This is a genomic window from Sphingomonas sp. 28-62-20 (genome assembly GCF_002281505.1).
The window spans coordinates 256,939-278,338 of the sequence record NZ_NCGH01000002.1; the positions used below are offsets into that span (position 1 = coordinate 256,939).

At 61.8% G+C, this 21,400-nt stretch carries 19 protein-coding genes; 14 read left to right on the forward strand and 5 right to left on the reverse strand.

Translation table 11 applies throughout. From position 1 onward, the window contains the following. Positions 1-30 precede the first annotated feature (30 nt). Together B7Y43_RS02650 and B7Y43_RS02655 are read left to right on the forward strand one after the other, a co-directional pair. Positions 31-1,446, forward strand: coding sequence for a serine hydrolase (locus tag B7Y43_RS02650; protein WP_374130055.1), 1,416 nt, complete (start codon positions 31-33; stop codon positions 1,444-1,446). Then, on the forward strand, positions 1,443-2,834 hold the full coding sequence (locus B7Y43_RS02655) for a M17 family metallopeptidase (RefSeq protein ID WP_374130056.1): 1,392 nt from the start codon (positions 1,443-1,445) through the stop codon (positions 2,832-2,834). The genes B7Y43_RS02650 and B7Y43_RS02655 overlap by 4 nt, the downstream gene beginning before the upstream one ends. Before the next feature lie 31 nt (positions 2,835-2,865). Here B7Y43_RS02655 and B7Y43_RS02660 read toward each other — a convergent pair whose 3' ends face one another. Further along, a complete protein-coding gene (locus B7Y43_RS02660) occupies positions 2,866-3,882 on the reverse strand; it encodes an MlaA family lipoprotein (protein ID WP_374130057.1) in 1,017 nt (338 codons plus the stop codon). A 437-nt stretch (positions 3,883-4,319) separates the two neighbouring features. On the opposite strand from B7Y43_RS02660, the gene B7Y43_RS02665 reads away from it, so the two are divergent. Then, positions 4,320-4,466, forward strand: coding sequence for a lmo0937 family membrane protein (locus tag B7Y43_RS02665; protein ID WP_374130193.1), 147 nt, complete (start codon positions 4,320-4,322; stop codon positions 4,464-4,466). Here the strand turns inward: B7Y43_RS02665 and tpiA are convergent. Further along, positions 4,459-5,223 (reverse strand): triose-phosphate isomerase, encoded by a 765-nt coding sequence (gene tpiA, locus B7Y43_RS02670; protein ID WP_374130058.1) that lies wholly within the window; start codon positions 5,221-5,223, stop codon positions 4,459-4,461. The genes B7Y43_RS02665 and tpiA overlap by 8 nt on opposite strands. A 124-nt stretch (positions 5,224-5,347) precedes the next feature. Between tpiA and B7Y43_RS02675 the strand changes: the two genes are divergently transcribed. Both B7Y43_RS02675 and B7Y43_RS02680 read left to right on the forward strand, forming a co-directional pair. Then, positions 5,348-7,285 (forward strand): peptidylprolyl isomerase, encoded by a 1,938-nt coding sequence (locus tag B7Y43_RS02675; protein WP_374130059.1) that lies wholly within the window; start codon positions 5,348-5,350, stop codon positions 7,283-7,285. 8 nt (positions 7,286-7,293) lie between these two features. Further along, positions 7,294-8,814, forward strand: a complete 1,521-nt coding sequence (locus tag B7Y43_RS02680; protein ID WP_374130060.1) for an anthranilate synthase component I family protein — start codon at positions 7,294-7,296, stop codon at positions 8,812-8,814. Positions 8,815-8,883: 69 nt separating this feature from the next. On the opposite strand, the gene B7Y43_RS02685 is transcribed toward B7Y43_RS02680, so the two are convergent. Further along, on the reverse strand, positions 8,884-9,270 hold the full coding sequence (locus B7Y43_RS02685) for a hypothetical protein (protein WP_374130061.1): 387 nt from the start codon (positions 9,268-9,270) through the stop codon (positions 8,884-8,886). A gap of 178 nt (positions 9,271-9,448) precedes the next feature. Between B7Y43_RS02685 and B7Y43_RS02690 the strand changes: the two genes are divergently transcribed. The 7 genes from B7Y43_RS02690 (at position 9,449) to lexA (ending at position 15,673) form a co-directional block, all read left to right on the forward strand. Continuing rightward, positions 9,449-10,033 carry an aminodeoxychorismate/anthranilate synthase component II gene (locus B7Y43_RS02690; protein WP_374130062.1) on the forward strand — a complete coding sequence of 195 codons (585 nt, stop codon included), beginning with the start codon at positions 9,449-9,451 and terminating at the stop codon, positions 10,031-10,033. Positions 10,034-10,038: 5 nt separating this feature from the next. Further along, a complete protein-coding gene (gene trpD / locus B7Y43_RS02695; RefSeq protein ID WP_374130194.1) occupies positions 10,039-11,025 on the forward strand; it encodes an anthranilate phosphoribosyltransferase in 987 nt (328 codons plus the stop codon). Then, positions 11,022-11,810, forward strand: coding sequence for an indole-3-glycerol-phosphate synthase (trpC, locus tag B7Y43_RS02700; RefSeq protein ID WP_374130063.1), 789 nt, complete (start codon positions 11,022-11,024; stop codon positions 11,808-11,810). Before trpD ends, trpC begins: the two co-directional genes overlap by 4 nt. Beyond that, the gene (gene moaC / locus B7Y43_RS02705) at positions 11,807-12,289 is read left to right on the forward strand and encodes a cyclic pyranopterin monophosphate synthase MoaC (RefSeq protein WP_374130064.1); all 483 of its coding nucleotides are present in this window, start codon (positions 11,807-11,809) and stop codon (positions 12,287-12,289) included. Before trpC ends, moaC begins: the two co-directional genes overlap by 4 nt. 67 nt (positions 12,290-12,356) lie before the next feature. Further along, complete coding sequence (locus B7Y43_RS02710; RefSeq protein ID WP_374130065.1) at positions 12,357-13,739, forward strand: NAD(P)/FAD-dependent oxidoreductase; 1,383 nt, start codon at positions 12,357-12,359, stop codon at positions 13,737-13,739. Positions 13,740-13,752: 13 nt separating this feature from the next. Beyond that, a complete protein-coding gene (locus tag B7Y43_RS02715; RefSeq protein WP_374130066.1) occupies positions 13,753-14,940 on the forward strand; it encodes a molybdopterin molybdotransferase MoeA in 1,188 nt (395 codons plus the stop codon). 55 nt (positions 14,941-14,995) lie between these two features. Further along, the gene (gene lexA / locus B7Y43_RS02720; RefSeq protein WP_374130067.1) at positions 14,996-15,673 is read left to right on the forward strand and encodes a LexA family transcriptional regulator; all 678 of its coding nucleotides are present in this window, start codon (positions 14,996-14,998) and stop codon (positions 15,671-15,673) included. Here the strand turns inward: lexA and B7Y43_RS02725 are convergent. Together B7Y43_RS02725 and B7Y43_RS02730 are read right to left on the reverse strand one after the other, a co-directional pair. After that, positions 15,664-16,395, reverse strand: coding sequence for a 2OG-Fe(II) oxygenase (locus B7Y43_RS02725; protein ID WP_374130068.1), 732 nt, complete (start codon positions 16,393-16,395; stop codon positions 15,664-15,666). The two genes, lexA and B7Y43_RS02725, sit on opposite strands and share 10 nt — an antisense overlap. After that, positions 16,353-18,506, reverse strand: a complete 2,154-nt coding sequence (locus tag B7Y43_RS02730) for a ComEC/Rec2 family competence protein (RefSeq protein WP_374130069.1) — start codon at positions 18,504-18,506, stop codon at positions 16,353-16,355. Before B7Y43_RS02730 ends, B7Y43_RS02725 begins: the two co-directional genes overlap by 43 nt. 127 nt (positions 18,507-18,633) lie before the next feature. Here B7Y43_RS02730 and gltX point away from each other — a divergent pair, with 127 nt between their 5' ends. Then, positions 18,634-20,091 (forward strand): glutamate--tRNA ligase, encoded by a 1,458-nt coding sequence (gene gltX / locus B7Y43_RS02735; protein WP_374130070.1) that lies wholly within the window; start codon positions 18,634-18,636, stop codon positions 20,089-20,091. Between the two features lie 16 nt (positions 20,092-20,107). Further along, on the forward strand, positions 20,108-21,391 hold the full coding sequence (locus B7Y43_RS02740) for a type II citrate synthase (RefSeq protein ID WP_374130071.1): 1,284 nt from the start codon (positions 20,108-20,110) through the stop codon (positions 21,389-21,391). Positions 21,392-21,400: the final 9 nt, after the last annotated feature.

The following is a 21,400-nucleotide window of genomic DNA, read 5'->3' on the forward strand; positions in this document are numbered from 1 at the left end:
GCCAACGCTGGTTTTCTTAAGGGATTGTTGATGCGCCTTCGCTTCGTCACGTGCGGCCTTGCCTTGCTCGCCACCACTGCTTCCAGCGCTGCAATGGCACAGGCACTGACGCCTGAGGAAACCGCCAAGATCGATCTGATTGTCGCCGAAAACCTGGCGAACACGGGCGTTCCCTCCGCCTCGATCGCGATTGTGCGCGGGGGGCAGATCGTCTTCACCAAAGCCTATGGCAAACAATCGGAAACGATGAAGTCACCCAGCGTTGCTGCCCCTTACCAGATTGCCTCGGTTTCCAAACAATTCACCGCCGCAGCGCTGTTGCTGCTCGAGGATCAGGGCAAGTTGAGCCTTGACGATATGGTTTCAAAATATCTCCCTGGCGTCACCGATGGCGACAAGATCGCGCTTCGCCAATTGCTTAGCCACACATCGGGCCTGCAGGATTACTGGCCGCAGGATTACAGCTTCCAGGCGATGGAAACGCCGACCACGCCGCAGAAGATCGTCGATCGCTGGGGCAAGAAACCGCTCGATTACGCGCCCGGCACCAAGTGGCAATATTCGAACACCGGCTATGTCGTGGCGGGGATGATCGTCGAAAAAGTCGCGGGCATGTCGCTGATCAACTTTCTTGAAGCGAATGTCTTCAAGCCACTGGGCATGAAGGCGATGGATCAGGATCTGGCGATCGGACCCAAATATCCGCAGGGCTATCATCGCTATGCGCTAGGGCCCGTCAGGATCGCGACGCCCGCCGCGCATGGCTGGTTGTTCGCAGCGGGCGAGTTATCGATGTCACCGACCGACCTGGCCAAATGGAACATCGCCCGGATCAACCGTACCGTCCTTCCCGCCGATGACTGGGCCGCACAGGAAACACCCGTCGTGCTGCCGGATGGCAGGAACACCGGCTATGGCCTGGGCGTCGTCACGCGGACCGGTGCCGATGGCCGCCGCTTCGTCGAGCATGGCGGCGAAGCGGTCGGCTTCCTGACCGAGAATATCGTCTATCCCGATGACAAGGCGGCGATTGTCGTCGCGGTCAATGCCGATTTCGGTGATGCACAGGGCACAATCGCCAAGGGCATTGCTGACCTGATCCTGCCACCGAAACCAGCCGCAGCGACCGATCCGGAAGTCGCCAAGACGGCGCAGGCGCGGGCGATTTTCAATGCGATGCGCGCCGGAACGCTCGACCCGGCAAAGATGACCGAGGACTGGAATTACTTCTTCACGGGCACTGCGGCCGAAGATTATAAGGCGTCGCTGGGTCCGCTGGGCGACCCGATCAGCTTTGAGCCCTTGGGGCCGCCCCGGCTGCGCGGTGGCTTCGTCAATCGCAACTACCGGGTGACCTATCCCGATCGCAAGCTGACCGTCATCAGCTATGCCGAACCCGGCGACACCGGCCGATACGAACAATTTCTGGTGATGCCCGCGCAATGACCGATTTCTCGTCCCTGCTACAGCCCGATCTGGGCCAGCCCGCGCGCCTGATCGAAGTCGTCCACCCCGACGCGTTCGACAATTGGCTGAGTGCGCAACCACCGCGCGTCCGGGCGATGGTGGCGGCGCAAAAGCTGTCGGGCAAGGCCGGCAATAAAGCGATCCTGCCCGGCGACGGGCCGGACGATTGGCATGCCTTGCTGGTCTGCGACGAGGTTGAAAGCTCACCCTGGCGGATTGCGTCGCAGGGGGAGAATCTGCCCGAAGGAACTTATCGCCTGAAAGACGGCGACGTTGGCGCGGCGGGACTAGGCTGGCTGCTCGCGCAGCACCGGTTCGATCGCTACCGTAAAGATGACAAGCCGACCGGCGCGCGCATCCTGCTGACCCGCGATGTCGCGCGGATCGAAGAAACCGTGCGCTTGGCCGGAGCCGTTGCCAAGGTGCGCGACCTGGTCAACCTCGGCGCATCGGACCTTGGGCCCGCCGAACTGGAAAAGGAAGCCGAGGCGCTGGCCGCATCCCATGGCGCAACGCTGACCGTCACGCGCGGCGATGCGCTCGAGCAGGGCTTTCCGATGATCCACATCGTCGGCCAAGCTGCCACGCGCGCCCGCGCGCCGCGCCTGATTGAGCTTGAATGGGGCGATCCCGCGCACCCCCGGCTCGCGATCATCGGCAAGGGTGTGTGCTTCGATTCCGGCGGGCTGGACATCAAGCCCTCGTCTGGCATGCGGCTAATGAAGAAAGACATGGGCGGCGCGGCGCACGCGCTGGCGCTGGCCGGGCTGATCATGGGCGGCCGGTTGAAAGTGCGGCTCCATCTGCTGATCCCGGCGGTCGAAAATGCGATTGCGGGCAATGCGTTTCGCCCTGGCGACGTGCTGCCGACCCGGCAGGGCCTGACTGTCGAGAACACCAATACCGATGCCGAAGGGCGGTTGATCCTGGGCGACGCGCTCACCCGTGCAGGGGAGGAAAAGCCCGATCTAATTATCGATTTCGCGACGCTGACCGGCGCGGCGCGGGTCGCACTGGGGCCGGACCTGCCAGCCACCTTCGCCAATGACGACGCGCTCGCGGCAACCCTGCTCGCTGCCGGTCGCGCGGTGCATGATCCGTTGTGGCAGTTGCCGCTGTGGGACGGCTATGATGACATGCTGAAATCCGACATCGCCGATCTGGTCAATGCACCCGATAGCGGCTTTGCGGGGACGATCACCGCTGCACTATTCCTGCGCCGCTTCGTGCCAAAGGGGACGCCCTGGGTGCATCTCGACACCTTCGCCTGGCGACCAACGGCCAAGCCCGCGCGGCCAAAAGGGGGCGAAGCGCTTGGCCTGCGCGCGGTGTGGGACATGCTCAAGCGCCGCTATGCTCGATCATGAACCTATAGCTGCTTGCCTTTGCCTGCGGCTCTTATTTGACTGGTAGCGGAGCCGGTATGCTGTCGGCAGGGGCTGGTGTCGCTTTACGCCGATGCCGCAACCGCAGCAGATCGATTTCTGCCTGGCGCCGGGTGAGATAGTAATCGCGCGTGGCGACATAGGGGTCTGGCGTGTGATCGTGGAGCGCGTGCAACTGTTCGTCAAACTCAGCGCGGGTATCGAGTTGCCCGACCACGCCAACCGGGACGGTAAAGAAGACATTATTGAACGGTGTGCCGAACGAGAGCGGCAGCACCAAGCGATCGACGATTGTCCCCGTCAAATCGCGCAGCGTCGTCGGCCCGATCAGCGGCAAGTAGAAAAACGGACCTGGCTTAATGCCATAAAAGCCCATCGTATTGGCAAGGCTGTTCACGCGCCGCGGCAACCGAAACGGTCGCCTTTTCGCGATATCAAACACGCCCGCCACGCCAACCGTCGAATTGATCACGAAGCGCCCGGCAGTTTCGGCAGCCTTGCCAACTTTTAGCTGCAAAAAATAATTCGCGAAGTTAACTGGTTCACGGATATTGCCGATCAGGTTGCGCAATCCACTGCGTAACGGTGACGGCACACGTTCCTGGTATGCCATCGCCGCAGGGCCGATAACGGCCTTATCGACCTCCTGCGTAATCGCGAATGATCGGGCATTCAGCCGGGCAAACGGATCACCCCGTGTCCGCTCCCTTGCTTTGACGACAATCTCATTCGGGTCGCGGCTCGGGCTTGTCGATATTGGGTTCGGTGTTACGGCTTGGATCGACGCCTCAGGGCTGGCTTGTGGCGCAATCGCGCTCGGCGTGACCTCGCTCGGGGGCGTTTGAGCCGGGACATTCTGGGTCGGTTCAACCGGGCCAAGCGGCGCTGTAGCCGGCGGCGTCAGGGCCAGTGGCACCTGGCTTGGGAGGGCTTCGCTGGACGCCGGCGCAGCAATGGTCTGCTTGGGGGCAACGGGCAGATCGCTGGTCTGGGCCAGCCCACTCGCAATTAAAATCGCCAGAGTCAGCAATGGATTGAGCCCTCGTCCCCATCCAGGGTGATTAGCAAGGGCACGCCGTGAAGCCGTGATGATCCTTGGTCCCTAATCATCCTCAAATTGATCACTGAAAACTCCTATTGCACCAAGATTGGCGCAGCGCTGCAGACCCGGCTTCAGCCTTTTGAACCGTACAACCCTTACGCCAAGATGGAATACGGGATTAGTACGCTTTGGCTAGAGGGAGAAAACATTACGACGCCGGAAATCTAAAGGTCATTTTCCTGGGCAGCATTAGGATGCAGGACATTCAAAATTCTCTAAAGCACCGCAAGAAAAAGGAATTTCTTAGCCATCTGGGCGCAGCTGGCAAGATGATCGATTGGCAAATCGGAACCCCTACCGAAACGACGCGTTACCCCCGGATAGGCAATATCGGCTCATCGCCGACACCACGAAAGGCTATCTGGATGCTTTGGACAATCGTTCTCATCTTGCTCGTGCTATGGGCGCTCGGCCTTGGCCTCCATATTGCCGGCGGCTTGATCCACCTGCTGCTTGTAATTGCCGCTGTGGTCATTGTTGTGCGGCTGGTGAGCGGCCGCCGGGCTATTTAGCTGGTCGTCCCTCGCTGATTGCCGCCGCTGCAGCAATGATCGGCATGAAGCTGCCCGCTGTCAGGCTCGCCCCGCCGACCAGTGCCCCATCGACATTATCGGTCATGAGCAAATCAGCGGCGTTATTGGGCGTGACCGATCCGCCATAGAGGATGCGGACAGCCGATGCCCGCTGCCCAATGCCGGTGGCAAGCGTTGCCCGAATGGTCGCATGCATGGCAGCAACATCGCCAACGCTAGGGACCCGGCCGGTGCCGATCGCCCAGACCGGCTCATAGGCAATCGATAGCCAGGCTCCATCGAATACTTCCGGCAAAGAGCCATTGAGCTGGGCGGTCACTACTGCCTCTGCCCTGCCCGCTTCGCGCTGGGCCAATGTTTCGCCGACGCACAAAATGATCGACAAACCCTGCTCATGCCCTCGCGCCGCCTTGGCGCGAACATCGGCATCGGTTTCGCCTTGATCGGCACGCCGTTCACTATGGCCGACAATCGTAAAGCGCGCGCCCGCTTCACGGACCATTGCCGCCGAAAGACAGCCCGTATGGGGCCCAGAGGGCGCGCCATGCACATCCTGCGCGCCGACCATCAGACCCAGTGCCCTTGCCACTGCCGGTGCGATCAGCGTCGCCGGCACGGCCATTGCGACATCGACCGTCGGTGTGCGAGACGCCGCACCGGCAATCGCATCAAGCTCCACCAGCGCGGCCAATGATCCATTCATCTTCCAATTGCCGGCCACCAGCTTGCGTCGCATTTCCACCCCTTTTTGGCTCTGCCGCCTGTCGATAGCGCGCTCCACGGCGCACACAAGCTTGAAGCCGCCAGCAACGCTGCGTAAAGCGATGCCAAATCACCCGCAGGATCGGTCTCCCCCACGCATGCTTAGCTTTATTCGCTCGATCATCAATTCGCGGACGGGGATTGTCGTCACCTTCATTTTCCTCGGCCTGATCGCGCTGGCCTTCGCCGTCAGCGATATCACTGGCGTTGCGGGCAATGGCAGCGCGACGAGCGGGACCAGCATTGCAAAGATTGGCACGGTCGATGTGGGCGAAGCCGAACTGAGGCGCCGGACCCGGGATGAAATGGAAACGTTCCGGCAGCGCCAGCCGACGCTGGATATGGTGCAATTCGTCAATGGTGGCGGCTTTGAAAGCACGTTGGAACGGCTGATTGGCTCGCTGGCCCTGTCGCAGTTCGGCGAAAAGGTCGGGATGGTCGTCAGCAAAAGATCGATCGATGGTCAGATTGCCAGTGTACCTGATCTGCAGGAAGTGGACGGCAAGTTCAGCCAGAAAAAATATCAGCAACTGCTGGCCCAGCGCCAGATTACCGATGCGCAGATCCGATCCGACATTGCCCGCAGCACGATCAGCCAGCAACTGACCGTCCCGACCGAAGGCGCAAGCCAGGTGCCATTTGATCTTGCCGCACCCTATGCCGCACTGCTGCTCGAAAAGCGCGCTGGCGTGGTCGGCTTTGTGCCAACCACGGCGGTTGGCGCTGGTGCGCCGCCCACAGAGGCTGAAATTGCCACCTATTTCAAGCGCAACGCCGCCCGCTACACCATCCCAGAACGGCGGGCGATCCGCTATGCGCTGATTACCCCGGCGATGGTCAAAGCAGCGGCGACGCCGACCGAAGCAGAGATCGCGGCGGCCTATAAGGCGCAAGCCGGGCGCTTTGCGGCAACCGAGAAGCGATCGCTTTCGCAGGTCGTCATTGGGGATCGGGCCGCTGCTGATGCCCTGGTTGCCAAGATCAAATCAGGCACCGGGATCGACGTCGCAGCCAAGGGAGCAGGACTTCAGGCAGCAAAGCTGACGGGAATCGAAAAGCTGGCCTATAGCGCACAAACGACCACAGAAATTGCCTCCGCTGTGTTTGCCGCCGCGCGCGGCAGCGTGGTCGGGCCAATCAAATCTGCCTTTGGCTGGACGATCATTCGGGTCGATTCGGTTGATCAGGTCGCTGCCAAAACGCTCGATCAAGCGCGCGCTGATCTCACCCGCGAATTGGGCGCCGATAAGCTCACCAAGGCGCTTGGTGCGCTGCATGACAAGATCGACGATTCGATTGGGGACAATTCGACTTTTGCCGAAATTGTTGCAGACCAAAAGCTGCAGCCCATTACCACAGTGCCGGTGATCGCGGATGGCCGCGACCCCGACAACGGCTCCGTCCTCCCAGATCCTCAGCTTGCGCAGGTCTGGATCGCCGGGTTCGCCGCCGAACAAGGCGATGATCCGCAATTGGTACCGGTGGGCCAGGATGGCAGCTTCGCGCTCGTTTCGCTCGATCGGATCGTCCCTAGCGCGCCACCGCCGATCGCCAAGATCGCCGATCTGGTGAAGCGCGATTTCACGATTGATCGCGCCCGACGCGCCGCGCGCACGATCGCTGCGGAGATCGTCGCCAAAGCCAATAAGGGTATGAAGCTATCTGATGCCGTAGCCCAAGCGTCGGCCAAGCTGCCCGCTGTTCGCCCGATCGCTGCGTCGCGCGCGCAGCTCGCTGCCAATCCAAAGGGTGCCCCGCCGCCCCTGGTGCTGTTGTTCAGCATGGCTCCCAAAACCGCCAAACTGCTCGAAGCCCCTGAACGGGCAGGCTATTATGTCATCTATCTCGGTCAAATCGAACGGAGCGCCGCCTCTAACAATCCCCGACTCATTCAGGCGATGCGTGGGGACCTGAGCAAGGTCATCGGCCGCGAATATATCGGCCAGTTCGTCCAAGCTGTGCGTCGCGACGTCGGCGTGAAGAAGAATGATGCGTTGATTGCCCAGACCCGCAAGGACCTGGCGGGCGAGCGCTGAGCGAGCTGATGTACGCGGGATCGGCTATCGAGGGGACTGACGCTGCGCGCTTGGCGCTGGCAGCCGGGCGTCCTGCTTTGCTTTGGCAGCGCCAGATTGCCGATACCGAAACGCCCGTGGCGGCAGCGCTAAAGCTGATCGAGCCCGGGCGTGGCGATTTTGTGCTCGAATCAGTTGAGGGCGGCGCGGTGCGCGGACGCCACAGCCTGGTCGGGCTCGCGCCCGATCTTGTGTTCCGCGCCCATGGCGCCACCGCCGCGATTAACCCGCATTGGCAAACCGATCGCGCTGCTTTTGTGGCGTGCGCGCAGCCCACGCTGGATGCCCTGCGCGCGCTTGTCGCCAGTTGCCTGATGGACGTGCCCGATGCGCTGCCGCGCGCCTTGGCCTGCCTGGTGGGCTATTTCGGCTATGAAACGGTCGGGCTCGTCGAAAAGCTCGATCGCCCCGCCACTAACGCACTTGATCTGCCGGACATGATGTTCGTGCGCCCCACCGTCATTCTGATCTTTGATCGGCTGACGGATGCCCTGTTCATCGTCGCGCCGGTCTGGCCCGATCCTGCACGGCACGGCGACGCCCTGATCGAGGCGGCAGCCGAGCGGATCGACGACATCGCCGCTAAACTGGCAACCGCGTCCCTGCCGGCACCCATCCGTGCCGAGCCGAGCGACGTCACGCTTCAGCCGGTTCTGCCGCCGGGGCGCTATGCTGAAATGGTTGCGGCAGCGAAGAACTATATTGTTGCGGGCGATATCTTTCAGGTGGTGCTTGCCCAGCGTTTCACTCTTCCCTTCACCCTGCCCGCTTTTGAACTTTACCGGGCATTGCGGCGAATCAACCCCTCGCCCTTCCTCTATCATCTCGATTTACCGGGCTTCTCGCTGACGGGATCGAGCCCGGAAATATTGGTGCGGGTGCGCGATGGCGAGATCACCATTCGCCCAATCGCCGGCACGCGGCCGCGCGGGCGGACAGCGGCAGAGGATGAAGCCAATCGCGCCAGCCTGCTTGCTGACCCGAAGGAACGCGCCGAACATCTGATGCTGCTCGATCTTGGCCGCAACGATACTGGTCGCGTCGCTGCGGCAGGCAGCGTCCAGGTCACTGATAGCTATACCGTCGAATTTTATAGCCATGTCATGCATATCGTCTCCAACGTGGTGGGGCGGCTGGATGATAAACATGACGCGATCGATGCCCTGTTTGCTGGTTTTCCCGCAGGCACGGTATCGGGCGCACCCAAAGTTCGCGCCTGCCAGATCATCGCCGAACTCGAATCCGAAGTGCGCGGGGCCTATGCCGGGGGCGTTGGCTATTTTTCGCCCGACGGATCTATGGACAGCTGCATCGTTCTGCGCACGGCGATTGTGAAGAACGGAACGATGCACGTTCAGGCCGGTGCCGGCATCGTTGCAGACAGCGACCCCACTTATGAGCAGCGCGAATGCGAGGCGAAGGCCGGCGCGCTATTGGCTGCAGCGCGCGAAGCGATCAGCCAGGCGGGCAGTGCCCGGTTCGGGCAATAGCTGGGCACTCGAGCCAATAATCGTTCTGAATTTGGCCAATTATCGGGCTGATTTGTGCTGAGCGACCGATTATTTTGGCGCGCGCCGCTCTGCCCGCCAGCGATCGAGCAACTGTTGGGTGCACCCGCTTTGGCCACCCGTGCCCGATGGCGAGCAGGTATTGGGCAGGCCGCCCCCTTCGCGCCCCGCCTCGTCCAATCCTTCAACCCGGTTTGCCCAGGGTTGATTGGCAGCGGTTGGCACGCTTTGGCGTAATGCCTTGGGGATTCGATAGGGTTCCTCAAGGGTATTGCAGACGACGATTTCGCCATCCGTCGATGGCGGACATTGCTCCCCGGGCGTCAAGGTAACGCTGCGGATTTTTGCGGGCGGCTTGCCGGTTTCTGGCGCATCCTGCGCAAAAGAAGTGGTTGCCGACAGCACCATCAGCGTGCCGATGACGAACGAACGAACCATGATACTCACTCCCACACCGATGATCCGCACGCCGCAGCGACGCCCAAATCCTACAGCAGCCATGCCGGAAGTCCAGTGACTTGCAGCAAGCTGGGCGGCTTAGAATCGCGAAATGATCGCCCGCGATTATCGGGTCGCCCGGTTGCGCTTGAGAGCGCATCGACTACAAGCGCGCCGCATGATCCTCGTTATCGACAATTATGATAGTTTTACCTGGAACCTCGTCCATTATCTGATGGAGTTGGGGACAGAAGTGCGCGTCGTCCGTAATGATGCGCTGACAGCTGCTGAAGCGATGGCCAGCAATGCCCATGGTTTTTTAATCTCGCCCGGCCCCAAAACGCCGACCGAGGCCGGGATATCGCTCGATCTGGTCGCCGCCTGCGCCGCTTCGGGAAAGCCATTGCTTGGCGTTTGCCTGGGCCATCAGGCGATTGGGCAGCATTTTGGCGGCCAGGTGGTGCGCGGCGGCCTGATGCATGGAAAGACGTCACCAGTATCGCATGACGGCACTGGACTGTTCGCTGACCTGCCCTCCCCTTTCACGGCCACCCGCTATCACTCACTGATCGTCCAGGACATACCAAGCAACTTAATCGTCAATGCAACCGCCGACGACGGATCGGTGATGGGCTTTCGGCATGCATCGTTGCCGATCCACGGCGTCCAGTTCCACCCGGAGAGCATCGCCACCGAACACGGCCACGCCATGCTCGCCAACTTTATGGCGCTCGCCGGCCTCACGCCCGGCGTATCGGCGTGACGACCATGGTTCGATTGCCGGACACAAGCGTGCCGCTCTCGGCAGAAGCGGCGGCGCAGGCATTTGCCGATATCCTCGATGCACGTACCACTGAGCAGGCAATAGCTGATTTTCTGATCGGCCTCAGCCAGCGCGGCGAGACCAGTACTGAGATTGCCGAGGCCGCACGGGCACTCCGCGCGCGGCTGATCCCGATCGAAGCCCCGACCGGCGCGATCGATGTCTGTGGCACGGGCGGCGACGGACACCACACGCTCAACGTCTCGACAGCCGTCTCCCTGATTGTCGCGGCAGCCGGGGTGCCGGTTGCCAAACATGGCAATCGCGCAGCCTCCAGCAAGGCCGGCGCAGCCGATACGCTCGAGGCCCTTGGCCTTGATATGGCCCGGGCGGGCACGCTCGCCGAGGCAAGCCTGCGCGACCTGGGCATCGCTTTTCTGTTCGCCGCCAACCATCACCCAGCGATGAAGCGGATTACGCCCATTCGCCGCAAGATTGGCACGCGAACCATCTTCAATCTGATGGGGCCGCTGGCAAATCCAGCCCGAGTCACGCGCCAGCTGATCGGTATCGCCAGGCCAGATTATGCACCGGTCTATGCCGATGCGCTCGCTCAGCTCGGCACCGAGGCAGCGCTGGTTGTATCCGGCGAAGAGGGGCTCGACGAGCTGTCTGGCGCTGGGCCAAGCATTATTGTCAGCGTTGGTGATATCAGGCTGCCATCCACCGTCGCGCCCGAGGATGGCGGCCTGGCTCGCCAGCCTATTGCGGCATTGCGCGGCGGGGACCCCGCCTATAACGCCGCCGCCCTGCGTCGGCTTCTGCTTGGCGAGACGGGGGCGTACCGGGATGCCGTATTGCTCAACGCGGCTGCAGCGTTGATGCTGGCCGGACGCGCTGCATCGCTCACTGACGGGGTAGAAGAAGCTGGCGAAGTGCTCGACAACGGACTTGCCAGCGCGCTGCTGGATTGCTGGATCGCCTATTCATGACGACGATTTTGACTCGTATTTTGGAAACCAAGCGCGCCGATGTTGCAGCCCGCAAGGCCTGTATTTCGATGAGCGACATTGATGCGATGATCGCTGAACAAACCGCCCCGCGCGGCTTTCGTGCGGCGCTGGATGCAAAGGCGGAGCATGGCCCGGCGCTGATCGCTGAAATCAAAAAGGCCAGCCCATCAAAGGGGCTGATCCGCGAAAATTTCGATCCGCCTGCCCATGCCACGGCGTATCAGGCTGGGGGCGCTGCCTGCCTGTCGGTGCTCACCGACGAACATTGGTTCCAGGGTGCCGACGCCTATCTGACGGCGGCTCGCGGCGTCGTCAGCCTGCCGGTGATCCGCAAGGATTTCATGATTGATCCCTGGCAAGTGCCCGAGTCGCGCGCACTGGGGGCCGATGCCATTCTGCTCATCGTTGCTGCGATCGACGACGATCTGCTCGCCGAAATTGAGGCTGCAGCCATCGAATGCGGGATGGATGTGCTAGTTGAAGTCCATGATGCCAGGGAACTTGAGCGCGCGATGAAGCTCAAATCGCGGCTGATCGGCGTTAATAACCGCGACTTGCACGATTTCAGCGTTGATTTTCAACGCACCTATGATCTGATTTCACGCGCGCCGACGGGCTGTACATTCGTCGCTGAAAGCGGGCTTTCGGGCCGTGCTGATCTCGATGCAATGGCCGAAAAGGGCGTTAAATGCTTCCTGGTTGGCGAAGCGCTGATGCGCGCCGACGATGTTGAAGCGGCCACGCGGATGCTGCTGGGTCAATGACCGGGCTCACCCATCTCGACGCCAGCGGTGCCGCCCACATGGTCGATGTCGGCGGCAAAGCGACGACGATGCGCGAAGCCGTTGCGACAGGGCGGATTACGATGTCGCCAGCCGCGATCCTCGCTGTTCGGGAGGGTAGCGCCAAAAAGGGCGATGTGCTGGCCGTCGCGCGGATCGCTGGCATCATGGCGGCCAAGCGGACGAGTGATTTGATTCCACTCTGTCACCCATTGCCGATGACGCGGGTGGCCCTCGATCTGGCCCCAGACAAGGACGGCGTTACCGTCACCGCAACTTGCGCGACAGAGGGCAAGACGGGTGTTGAAATGGAAGCGATGACGGCGGTGTCGGTTGCGTTGCTGACCATTTACGACATGGCCAAGGCGATTGATCGCGGCATGACGATCACCGCGGTTCATCTGCTGGAAAAACGTGGCGGCAAATCTGGCGACTGGCGGGCACCGCCGCCAGCAACTTAGCACTGGTACCGCACTGCAATATCGCGCAACAGGTGCGAAGGCCGCATTTTCTGGAGACATCAAAGCCATGGCGGATACCGCTTTGGACAATCGAGACGTAGCGGACACCGGCACCGAGGCGCGCGTCGTCTTACGATCGCCCAAAAAGATCCAGATCGTCGTCATTGGCGGTGGGGCCGGCGGCCTTGGCCTGGTCGCGAAGCTGGGCAAGATGCTCGGCCGCAAGAAGTTCGACATTATCCTGGTCGACCGCAATCAGACGCATATCTGGAAACCGCTGCTGCACGAAGTGGCGGCGGGATCGCTCGACGCCAATCTCGATGAAGTCGGTTACCGCAGCCATGCCTATCGCTGGAATTACCGCTTTTTCGACGGCTCGCTCGAATCGATCGATCGCGACGCTCGCCAGGTCATCATTGCGCCAATCCTTGATGAAAGCGGCAATGAAATCGTCGGACGACACCGCATTCGCTATGATTATCTGGTGCTGGCGGTTGGATCGGTTTCCAATGATTTCGGGACACCCGGCGTCCGCGAAAACGCGATTTACCTTGATGATCGCACCCAGGCCGATCGCTTTCGCAAGCGCCTGCTCAATCAGTGCCTGCGGGTATCCCGCACGATGAGTGCGGATCCCAGCGCCGATGCCCGCGTGCGTGTCGCGATTGTCGGCGGTGGCGCAACTGGGGTCGAACTATCGGCCGAATTGTTCAACGCTGCCAAAGGTCTCGCCTATTACGGGCTTGAGGTGTTCGACGAATCGCGGCTGGACGTGACGCTGGTTGAGGCTGGCCCGCGCATCCTGCCAGCGCTGCCCGACTATTTGTCAGAGGCAGCAACCGAAGAGCTGGAGGCAATTGGCGTTCATGTGATGACCGGCAGGCAGGTTACCGAGATTACCGATAAAGGCATTGCGACGTCAGACGGCAATTTCATTCCCGCTGATTTGCGCGTGTGGGCCGCAGGCGTGAAGGGGCCCGATTTTCTGCAAGGCATTGGAGGGCTTGAAACAACCCCCGGCAACCAGCTTGTCGTTACCGAAACGCTGCAAACAACCCGCGACGAGCGCATCTTCGCGATTGGTGATTGCGCGCGCTATATCCCGGCCGGTGCTGATCGGCCAATCCCACCCCGCGCCCAGGCGGCGCACCAGATGGCCGGGACAGCCTATCATAACATCCGCGCGCTGATCGCTGGCAAGCCCCTTAAGGCTTTCATCTATCAAGACAAAGGATCGCTCGTTTCGCTGTCCCGCTATTCGACGGTGGGCAGCCTGATGGGCAATCTGGTCGGTGGGCGCATGGCTGTGGAAGGGCGAATTGCGCGGCTGATCTATGTCTCGCTTTACGGCATGCATATCGTCGCCATCCATGGCTGGCTAAAGGGCGTGGCGTTGATCGCGATGGGCCGGATCAACCAAGTCATCCGCCCCCGCCTGAAGCTCCACTAGACAACGGAACAGGATGATGGTCGCGCTGCTGCCGGTCGCCGATGCCCAGGATCAGTTGCTCGCGCTGGCGAGCCCGGTCGCAAGCGAGTCAGTCGATCTGCGCACCGCTGCCGGGCGCTGGGCAAGCGCCGACATCGTCGCCCAGCGATCCCAGCCGGTGACCGATCTGTCGGCCATGGATGGCTATGCGATTCGCTTTCAGGACCTGCCAGGGCCGTTGACGCTGATTGGCGAAAGTGCGGCAGGTCGCCCATTTGCTGGTACCCTGAGCGAGAGCGAAACCGTGCGCATCTTTACGGGCGCAGCGCTGCCCTTGGGTGCCGATACGGTGATGGTGCAGGAAGAGGCTGCGCTTCAGGATGGCCGCGTGGTGCAGGCTGGTGCGGGGCCATCAGCAACCGGGCGCAATGTGCGGCCTCGGGGCCTTGATTTCAGTGCCGGCCAGGCCCTGATCGCGCGGGGTGATCGGCTCACCCCGGCCCGGATTGCGCTGGCGGCCATGGGTGGACAGGGCATGATCACCGTCAACCGGCGAATTCGTGTGGCGATCGTGACAACGGGCGATGAACTGGTGCCGCCCGGCGCGCCGCTTACCGACGCGCACCTGCCCGAATCTAACGGCGTAATGCTTGCCGCCTTGCTCGCTGATTTGCCCGTTGATGTTGATCTAACGCCGATCCTGCCCGATCGGCTCGACGTCATCAGCGCCGCCCTTGCGCATATCCAGGCTGACATTATCGTTACGATTGGCGGCGCATCGGTTGGCGATCACGATCTCATCCGTCCTGCCATCGACGCCGCTGGTGGTAGCATCAACTTTTGGCGGATCGCACTGCGGCCCGGCAAACCCATGCTGACGGGCATGATCGGGGAGACGGTGATCCTTGGGCTGCCGGGCAATCCCGTCTCCGCCTTTGTCACCGCGCAATTGTTCCTGCGCCCGCTGATTGCGGCGTTTGGCGGGGCGCACACGCCAGTCCCCGAACCGATTACGGCAATGTTGGGTGAAGCGCTGCCCGCCAATGATCAGCGGCAGGATTATTTGCGCGGCAGCTGGCATGAAGGAAAGGTCGTGGCGGCCGCAAAACAGGATAGTTCGCTGCTGCTTACCTTATCCAAAGCCGCCTGCCTGATCATCCGGCCACCCTTTGCGCCGGCAGCCGTGGCGGGCGATTCCGTCAGCATTTTGCCGCTTGCTTGACTTGGCGCTTACCGTTGCCTAAACGTTCGTCGTCTGTTCTGGACGGAGGAACATAATGCTCACGCGCAAACAGCACGAGCTGATCTGCTTCATCAACGATCGCCTGGCCGATTCCGGCGTTTCCCCCTCTTTTGAAGAAATGAAGGAGGCGCTCGACCTGAAATCCAAATCGGGCGTGCACCGCTTGATCAGTGCATTGGAAGAGCGCCAGTTCATCCGCCGGTTGCCCAATCGCGCGCGCGCGCTGGAAGTGCTGCGCATGCCCGATCGCCCGGAACCGGCCCGTAAGGCGAAGACGTCCGCCCCAGCCGTGGCTGGCAATGTCCGCAGCATGCCGCAACCGGCCAATGATGTGATCGAAATTCCGCTGCATGGCCGAATTGCCGCCGGTGTCCCGATTGAGGCGTTTGAGGATCATGCAATGCTGGCGGTACCCGCTGCGCTCTTGGGCGGTGGAGAACATTATGCACTGGAAGTTGCCGGCGATTCGATGGTCGATGCTGGCATATTGGATGGCGATTATGCGCTGATCCGCCGGACGGATGTCGCGCGTGATGGCGAGATCGTCGTCGCGCTGATTGAAGATAGCGAGGCCACGCTGAAATATTTCCGTCGCGAAGGTGCGATGGTTCGGCTCGATCCAGCCAATCGCGCTTATGACCCACAGCGTTATGATCCGCGTCAGGTTCGCGTCCAGGGCAAGCTGGCCGGGCTGCTGCGCCGTTACGACTGATTGCTAGGCATCGCGCTCGGCGTTGCGCCGGAGACGCCGCTGGGGACGGCTGCATAGAACCAGCAGTTAATCGAGAAGCGGGAATCGGCAAAACGCCCTGACGGGCAGTGTACCGGCAATACCTCATGCGGCATCCATGAGGGGAAGGCAGCGAGCCGGTTATGCACGGGTGCGATATCGACAAAGCGCGCAGGGCTCAGGTCGGTGGAAGCGGCATGTCGCCGGGCAGCGGCATGCAGGCGAAGCGCACCACCGGCGAACGCCGCAGGCTCGGCGTTGAAATAATAGACCAGGCTGAGGACACGTCGCCGTTCCAGATCAACGGGCCCTGTCCGCATGTCGATATGCTGGCGGTAAAAGTCACCGTCATTATGGCTGGCAACGTCCATTTCGGTGCCCGCGATTTCAAACGGGGTCACCGCCAGTTCGCCAATAAGCAAGGCGACCAATGGCTTGAAATGCCCCTTTAGGCACCGCCGCCAATCGGTAAAATCGACGTTGCGCAGCTGCCGGGAATGGCGGACGTCAGACCGAAGCGCGCCGTCACGCACGCGCGACGACACAAAATTGGCTTCGTGATCGATAGCCCAAGCCAACAACGCCTGCGCCTCTGCTGGCGGCAAGACATCGTCCCGAACCACATAGGGACCGACGCGATCAAGCACGGATGGCGGCAACGTCATAGCTGCCTTTGTTTCGCCAAGCCCTGCATACTGCAACATAAATTATCGCTTCCCTGAGCAGCGCGCGCGGGCACGCGCCACGGATGGCGATCATCCGGTTGACGCACGGTCACCACCTGTCGGGTAGCCAAGGTGATCGCGACTCCGCCCGTCTGCGCCAACATGGGGCGATCAAGCCGCAACCACCGTGGCTGACATCGCAAGGGCAGGCGCCGCTCGCTCACCACAATGTCGGCCCCGCGACACGCGGCGATCAGATCGGTGGCGGGCAGCAGATAGGCACTGCGGGTCGCAACGATGCGCCACTGCCTGCCTGCAATCACGCGGTCGGCTATGCACAGATCTCGGCTGCACCGGGCGAAGCGATGTTCAGAGAGCAACCCCGGTTCACCGTCAAACCCGCCATTTTCGGCCAACATCATACGGGTATAGTCCCCTGCTCGGTCGCGCAGCAGTGCAATCTCGCCGTCAATCGTGCGCAGCGCCAGATGCCGACCGTCGGCGGTCACCAACAGATCGGGCGGCGGCGTCGAGACGGCCCAGAAAGCACCGATCGCCAGTGGCACCACCCCGATTAATCGCGCAGCCGACCGCCACAGTGCGATCCAAAGCCCGCCAAGGACTATCAGGGCAAAGCTGCCCTGCGGCATCGCCGGCAACGCAGTGACAGCGCCCGGCGCGGCCGCAATGGCATGGGCGATGGCCAGAACCAACCTTAAGGCCTGCTCAACCACCCACCAGAAAGGCGTACCCAGCCCGACGAGATCGAACAGAAGTGCCAATGCTTCGGCGGGCATAACCAGAAAGGTAGTCAATGGGATGGCGACGATATTGGCGAGCGATCCGTAGAGCCCTGCCTTGTGGAAATGATATAGCGCGATCGGCGACAGGGCCGCCTCGACAACGATCCCCGTCAGCAACAACGAGGCAAGCTGGCGCGCGAGCCAGGGCATCCATCCCTCATCACGCGCTGCAAACCACGCCTTGACGCGTGGCGATTCATGCAGGGCGATGATCGCTGTTACGGCCGCGAACGAAAGCTGAAAACTCGGGCCGGCCAGCGCCTCTGGCCAGCACAACAGCACAATGATCGCGCCCGTCGCCACCAGCCGCAGCGTCATCGCGGCGCGGCCAAGCGCGACGGCCAGCAACACCATCAGCGCGGCCACGCACGACCGGACGGTAGGCACTTCAGCCCCGGTCAGGATCGTATAGCCAATCGCCGCCAAGGCCCCTGCACCGGCAGCGATCAGCGGCAATCGCCAATGCAGCGCCAACCATGGGCTAAGCGACAGCAGTCGAAGCACAACCAGCATCACGATGCCGACCACGGCCGTGATGTGCAGACCGCTCACCGACAGCAAATGGGAGAGCCCGGCGCGGCGCATCGCTTCTGCATCGTCAAGCGGTATCGCGCCCTGATCCCCTGTTGCCAGCGCCGCCGCAATCGCGCCGGGCCCACCCGCAACCTGCGCACGAACATGCATCGATAGACGTGCCCGCAGCTCGCCGCCGCTGGCATCGCCGGGCGCAATCAGCTCAATTGGTCCAAAGCCCCTGCCCGTCGCCCCAATCCCGTCAAACCAGGCGACACGCGCAAAATCATAAGCCCCGGGCACCGATGGCGGCGGTGGCGGCACCAGCCGGGCGCCCATTTGCACAACAGCGCCCCGTGACAAGCCCATCGGCAGATCCGCAATCGGCAGATTGACCCGCAATTGCGCTGGCAGAGCCGCAGCTGAGCGACGGCCAGGCCGATCGATCATCCTGATTGGCACCAGCCGCAGCCGGACGATGCCGCGCGGCGCCAACATCTCGATCCGCTCTACGCGCGCTTCGAATTGTACAGCACTGGGCTTTGTCAGTGCAGGACTGGCAACCCGCTCCGCCTTTGCCCAAATCAAGCCCAAACCGATCGCTACGCCAGCGCACCCAATGGCGACTGCCCGCGATGCTCGCCCCCCACGATCCGCCGCCAGCGCCAGCAGCGCAACGGCGACCAGCGCCAGCATAATGCTCGTCCAGGCTTGCGGATCGGGCAACCAGAGCCAGGCGCTGACGCCCAACCCCAGCATGACGGGCACCCACAAAAACAGTTGGTCACGCTCAAGATCGAGCCAGTGCTCAATCGGCTGCTGGGGCCTCTCCACGCGCCACCACGCCGCAGTTTGAAGCGGGGCAAGGGCCGTGCTAGAGGCGCGCGTGGCTGAACTGGCCATTGAAGTTGAAGAGTGGGAGCAGCCGCATCGTGGCGCAAGTTAAGAAATTGTCGCAGCCATGAATGCGGTGTCAGCCCAACCCCCTGTGGTCACGCGATTTGCGCCCTCACCCACCGGGTTTTTGCACATTGGTGGTGCCCGGACCGCGTTGTTCAATTGGCTGTTTGCCCGCGCCCAGGGCGGCACATTTCTGCTGCGGATCGAAGATACCGATCGCGCCCGGTCAACCCAGCCTGCCATCGACGCGATCCTCGATGGGATGCAATGGCTCGGGCTCGATTGGGACGGCGAGGTTACCTATCAGTTCTCGCGCGCGGCGCGCCATGCCGACGTCGCGCACCAGCTGCTCGCGGCGGGCCATGCCTATAAATGCTTTGCGACCGCCGAAGAGCTGACCGCGATGCGCGAGGCGCAACAGGCCGCCAAGCAGCCGGCGCGCTATGATGGTCGCTGGCGTGATCGCGATCCGGCCGAGGCCGCTGCCGGCGCGCCCTTCGTTATCCGGCTCAAGGCGCCGCGCGAAGGCGCCATGACGATTCAGGATCGCGTGCAGGGCGACGTCACCGTCCAGAATGCCGAGCTGGATGATATGGTGCTGCTGCGTTCGGACGGCACACCGACCTATATGCTCGCTGTTGTCGTTGACGATCATGATATGGGCGTCACGCATGTCATTCGCGGCGATGATCACCTGAACAACGCCTTCCGCCAGATTCCGATCATGCAGGCGATGGATGCCATTGAAGGCGGCTGGCCCGTGCCCGTCTATGCCCATATCCCGCTGATCCACGGCACCGACGGCGCAAAAATGTCGAAGCGGCATGGCGCGGTCGGGGTCGACGCCTATCGCGACACTCTGGGCATTCTGCCCGAGGCGCTTGATAATTATTTGTTGCGGCTCGGCTGGGGGCACGGCGATGATGAGATCATCAGCCGGGCGCAGGCGATCGACTGGTTCGATCTTTCGGGCGTCGGCAAATCACCCTCCCGGTTCGACATCAAGAAACTGGAAAACCTGAACGGCCATTACATTCGGCTCGCCGATGATGATCGGTTGGCCCGGCTGGTGGCGGACCGGTTTGGGGACGATATTGGCGCGGCTGGATATGATCTGTTGCGCCGCGCTATGCCCTTCCTGAAGCCGCGCGCCGCCAATTTGCTGGAATTGGCTGACGGTGCCGGCTTTCTGTTTCGCGAACGGCCATTGGCCATGGATAGCGATGCCGCGACGCTTTTGGCGGGCGCCGCACCTGCCCTGCTCGCCCAGATACACGCCGCGCTTGACGCCCTGAATGACTGGGATACGGAAGGCCTTGAAAATGCCGTCCGCCAGGTGGCTGAGGCGGCCGGGGTGAAACTCGGTGCGGTTGCGCAACCCTTGCGCGCGGCGCTGACCGGACGAAAGACATCGCCGGGGATTTTCGACGTGCTCGTTTTACTCGGGCGGAATGAAAGTCTCGGCCGAATTGCTGACCAGATGGCGGGCACATTGGCCGCTGGCACAGAAACGCTTTAGACAAGAAGAGGGACCTATGACTGACACCGCAAAGCTGATCATCGATGGCGCCGAAAACGACTATAAGGTGGTCTCTGGCAGTGTCGGTCCCCAGGTTATCGATATCCGCAAGCTCTATGCGCAGACCGGCAAGTTCACCTTCGACCCCGGTTTCACCTCAACGGCGAGCTGCGAATCAGGCCTGACCTATATCGATGGCGATGAAGGCATCCTGCTCCATCGCGGCTATCCGATTGGCCAGCTCGCCGAACAATCAAGCTTCATGGAGGTATCCTACCTGCTGCTCAACGGCGAATTGCCGAGCAGCGACGAGCTGAACAAGTTCACCTATACGATCTCGCGCCACACGATGCTGCACGAACAGCTGATGACCTTCTATCGGGGTTTCCGCCGCGACGCGCATCCGATGGCGATCATGTGCGGCGTCGTTGGCGCGCTCAGCGCCTTTTATCACGATTCGACCGACATCACCGATCCCTATCAGCGCATGGTTGCCAGCCACCGGCTGATCGCCAAGATGCCGACGATTGCGGCGGCGGCTTATAAATATTCGGTCGGCCAGCCTTTCGTCTATCCAAAGAACTCGCTGTCCTACACCGGCAATTTCCTGCGCATGACATTTGGCGTGCCGGCCGAGGAATATGAGGTCAATCCGGTCGTCGAAAAGGCGCTCGATCGCATTTTCATCCTGCATGCCGACCACGAACAAAACGCGTCAACATCGACGGTGCGCCTGGCAGGGTCATCGGGCGCCAATCCGTTTGCCTGCATCGCGGCGGGCATCGCGTGTCTCTGGGGACCCGCACATGGCGGCGCCAACGAAGCCGCGCTCAACATGCTGCGCGAGATCGGCACGCCAGACCGTATTCCGCACTATATTGCGCGCGCCAAGGACAAGAATGATCCGTTCCGCCTGATGGGCTTTGGCCACCGCGTGTACAAGAATTACGATCCGCGCGCGACGGTGATGCAGCAGACAGTGCGCGAAGTGCTTGGGGCGCTCGGCGTCACTGATCCGATCTTCGACGTGGCACTTCAGCTCGAGGAAATGGCGCTTAACGATCCCTATTTCATCGAAAAGAAGCTGTTCCCGAACGTCGATTTCTATTCGGGCGTCATCCTGTCGGCGATCGGCTTCCCGACCACGATGTTCACGGCATTGTTCGCGCTCGCGCGTACCGTCGGCTGGGTTGCACAGTGGAACGAAATGATCGCCGATCCAGAACAGAAAATCGGCCGTCCGCGCCAGCTCTATACTGGGCCCGCCCAACGCGATTATCCGGCGCTCAGCGGACGCTGATCACGCTTA

Coding starts and splice junctions, on each gene's coding strand:
- B7Y43_RS02715 (WP_374130066.1), top strand. CDS start 13,753: ATGATGGTCGCGCTGCTGCCGGTCGCCGATGCCCAGGATCAGTTGCTC.
- trpC (WP_374130063.1), top strand. CDS start 11,022: ATGACGACGATTTTGACTCGTATTTTGGAAACCAAGCGCGCCGATGTT.
- B7Y43_RS02675 (WP_374130059.1), top strand. CDS start 5,348: ATGCTTAGCTTTATTCGCTCGATCATCAATTCGCGGACGGGGATTGTC.
- lexA (WP_374130067.1), top strand. CDS start 14,996: ATGCTCACGCGCAAACAGCACGAGCTGATCTGCTTCATCAACGATCGC.
- B7Y43_RS02690 (WP_374130062.1), top strand. CDS start 9,449: ATGATCCTCGTTATCGACAATTATGATAGTTTTACCTGGAACCTCGTC.
- B7Y43_RS02710 (WP_374130065.1), top strand. CDS start 12,357: ATGGCGGATACCGCTTTGGACAATCGAGACGTAGCGGACACCGGCACC.
- trpD (WP_374130194.1), top strand. CDS start 10,039: ATGGTTCGATTGCCGGACACAAGCGTGCCGCTCTCGGCAGAAGCGGCG.
- gltX (WP_374130070.1), top strand. CDS start 18,634: ATGAATGCGGTGTCAGCCCAACCCCCTGTGGTCACGCGATTTGCGCCC.
- B7Y43_RS02685 (WP_374130061.1), bottom strand. CDS start 9,270: ATGGTTCGTTCGTTCGTCATCGGCACGCTGATGGTGCTGTCGGCAACC.
- B7Y43_RS02650 (WP_374130055.1), top strand. CDS start 31: ATGCGCCTTCGCTTCGTCACGTGCGGCCTTGCCTTGCTCGCCACCACT.
- B7Y43_RS02680 (WP_374130060.1), top strand. CDS start 7,294: ATGTACGCGGGATCGGCTATCGAGGGGACTGACGCTGCGCGCTTGGCG.
- B7Y43_RS02725 (WP_374130068.1), bottom strand. CDS start 16,395: ATGTTGCAGTATGCAGGGCTTGGCGAAACAAAGGCAGCTATGACGTTG.
- moaC (WP_374130064.1), top strand. CDS start 11,807: ATGACCGGGCTCACCCATCTCGACGCCAGCGGTGCCGCCCACATGGTC.
- B7Y43_RS02665 (WP_374130193.1), top strand. CDS start 4,320: ATGCTTTGGACAATCGTTCTCATCTTGCTCGTGCTATGGGCGCTCGGC.
- B7Y43_RS02740 (WP_374130071.1), top strand. CDS start 20,108: ATGACTGACACCGCAAAGCTGATCATCGATGGCGCCGAAAACGACTAT.
- B7Y43_RS02655 (WP_374130056.1), top strand. CDS start 1,443: ATGACCGATTTCTCGTCCCTGCTACAGCCCGATCTGGGCCAGCCCGCG.
- tpiA (WP_374130058.1), bottom strand. CDS start 5,223: ATGCGACGCAAGCTGGTGGCCGGCAATTGGAAGATGAATGGATCATTG.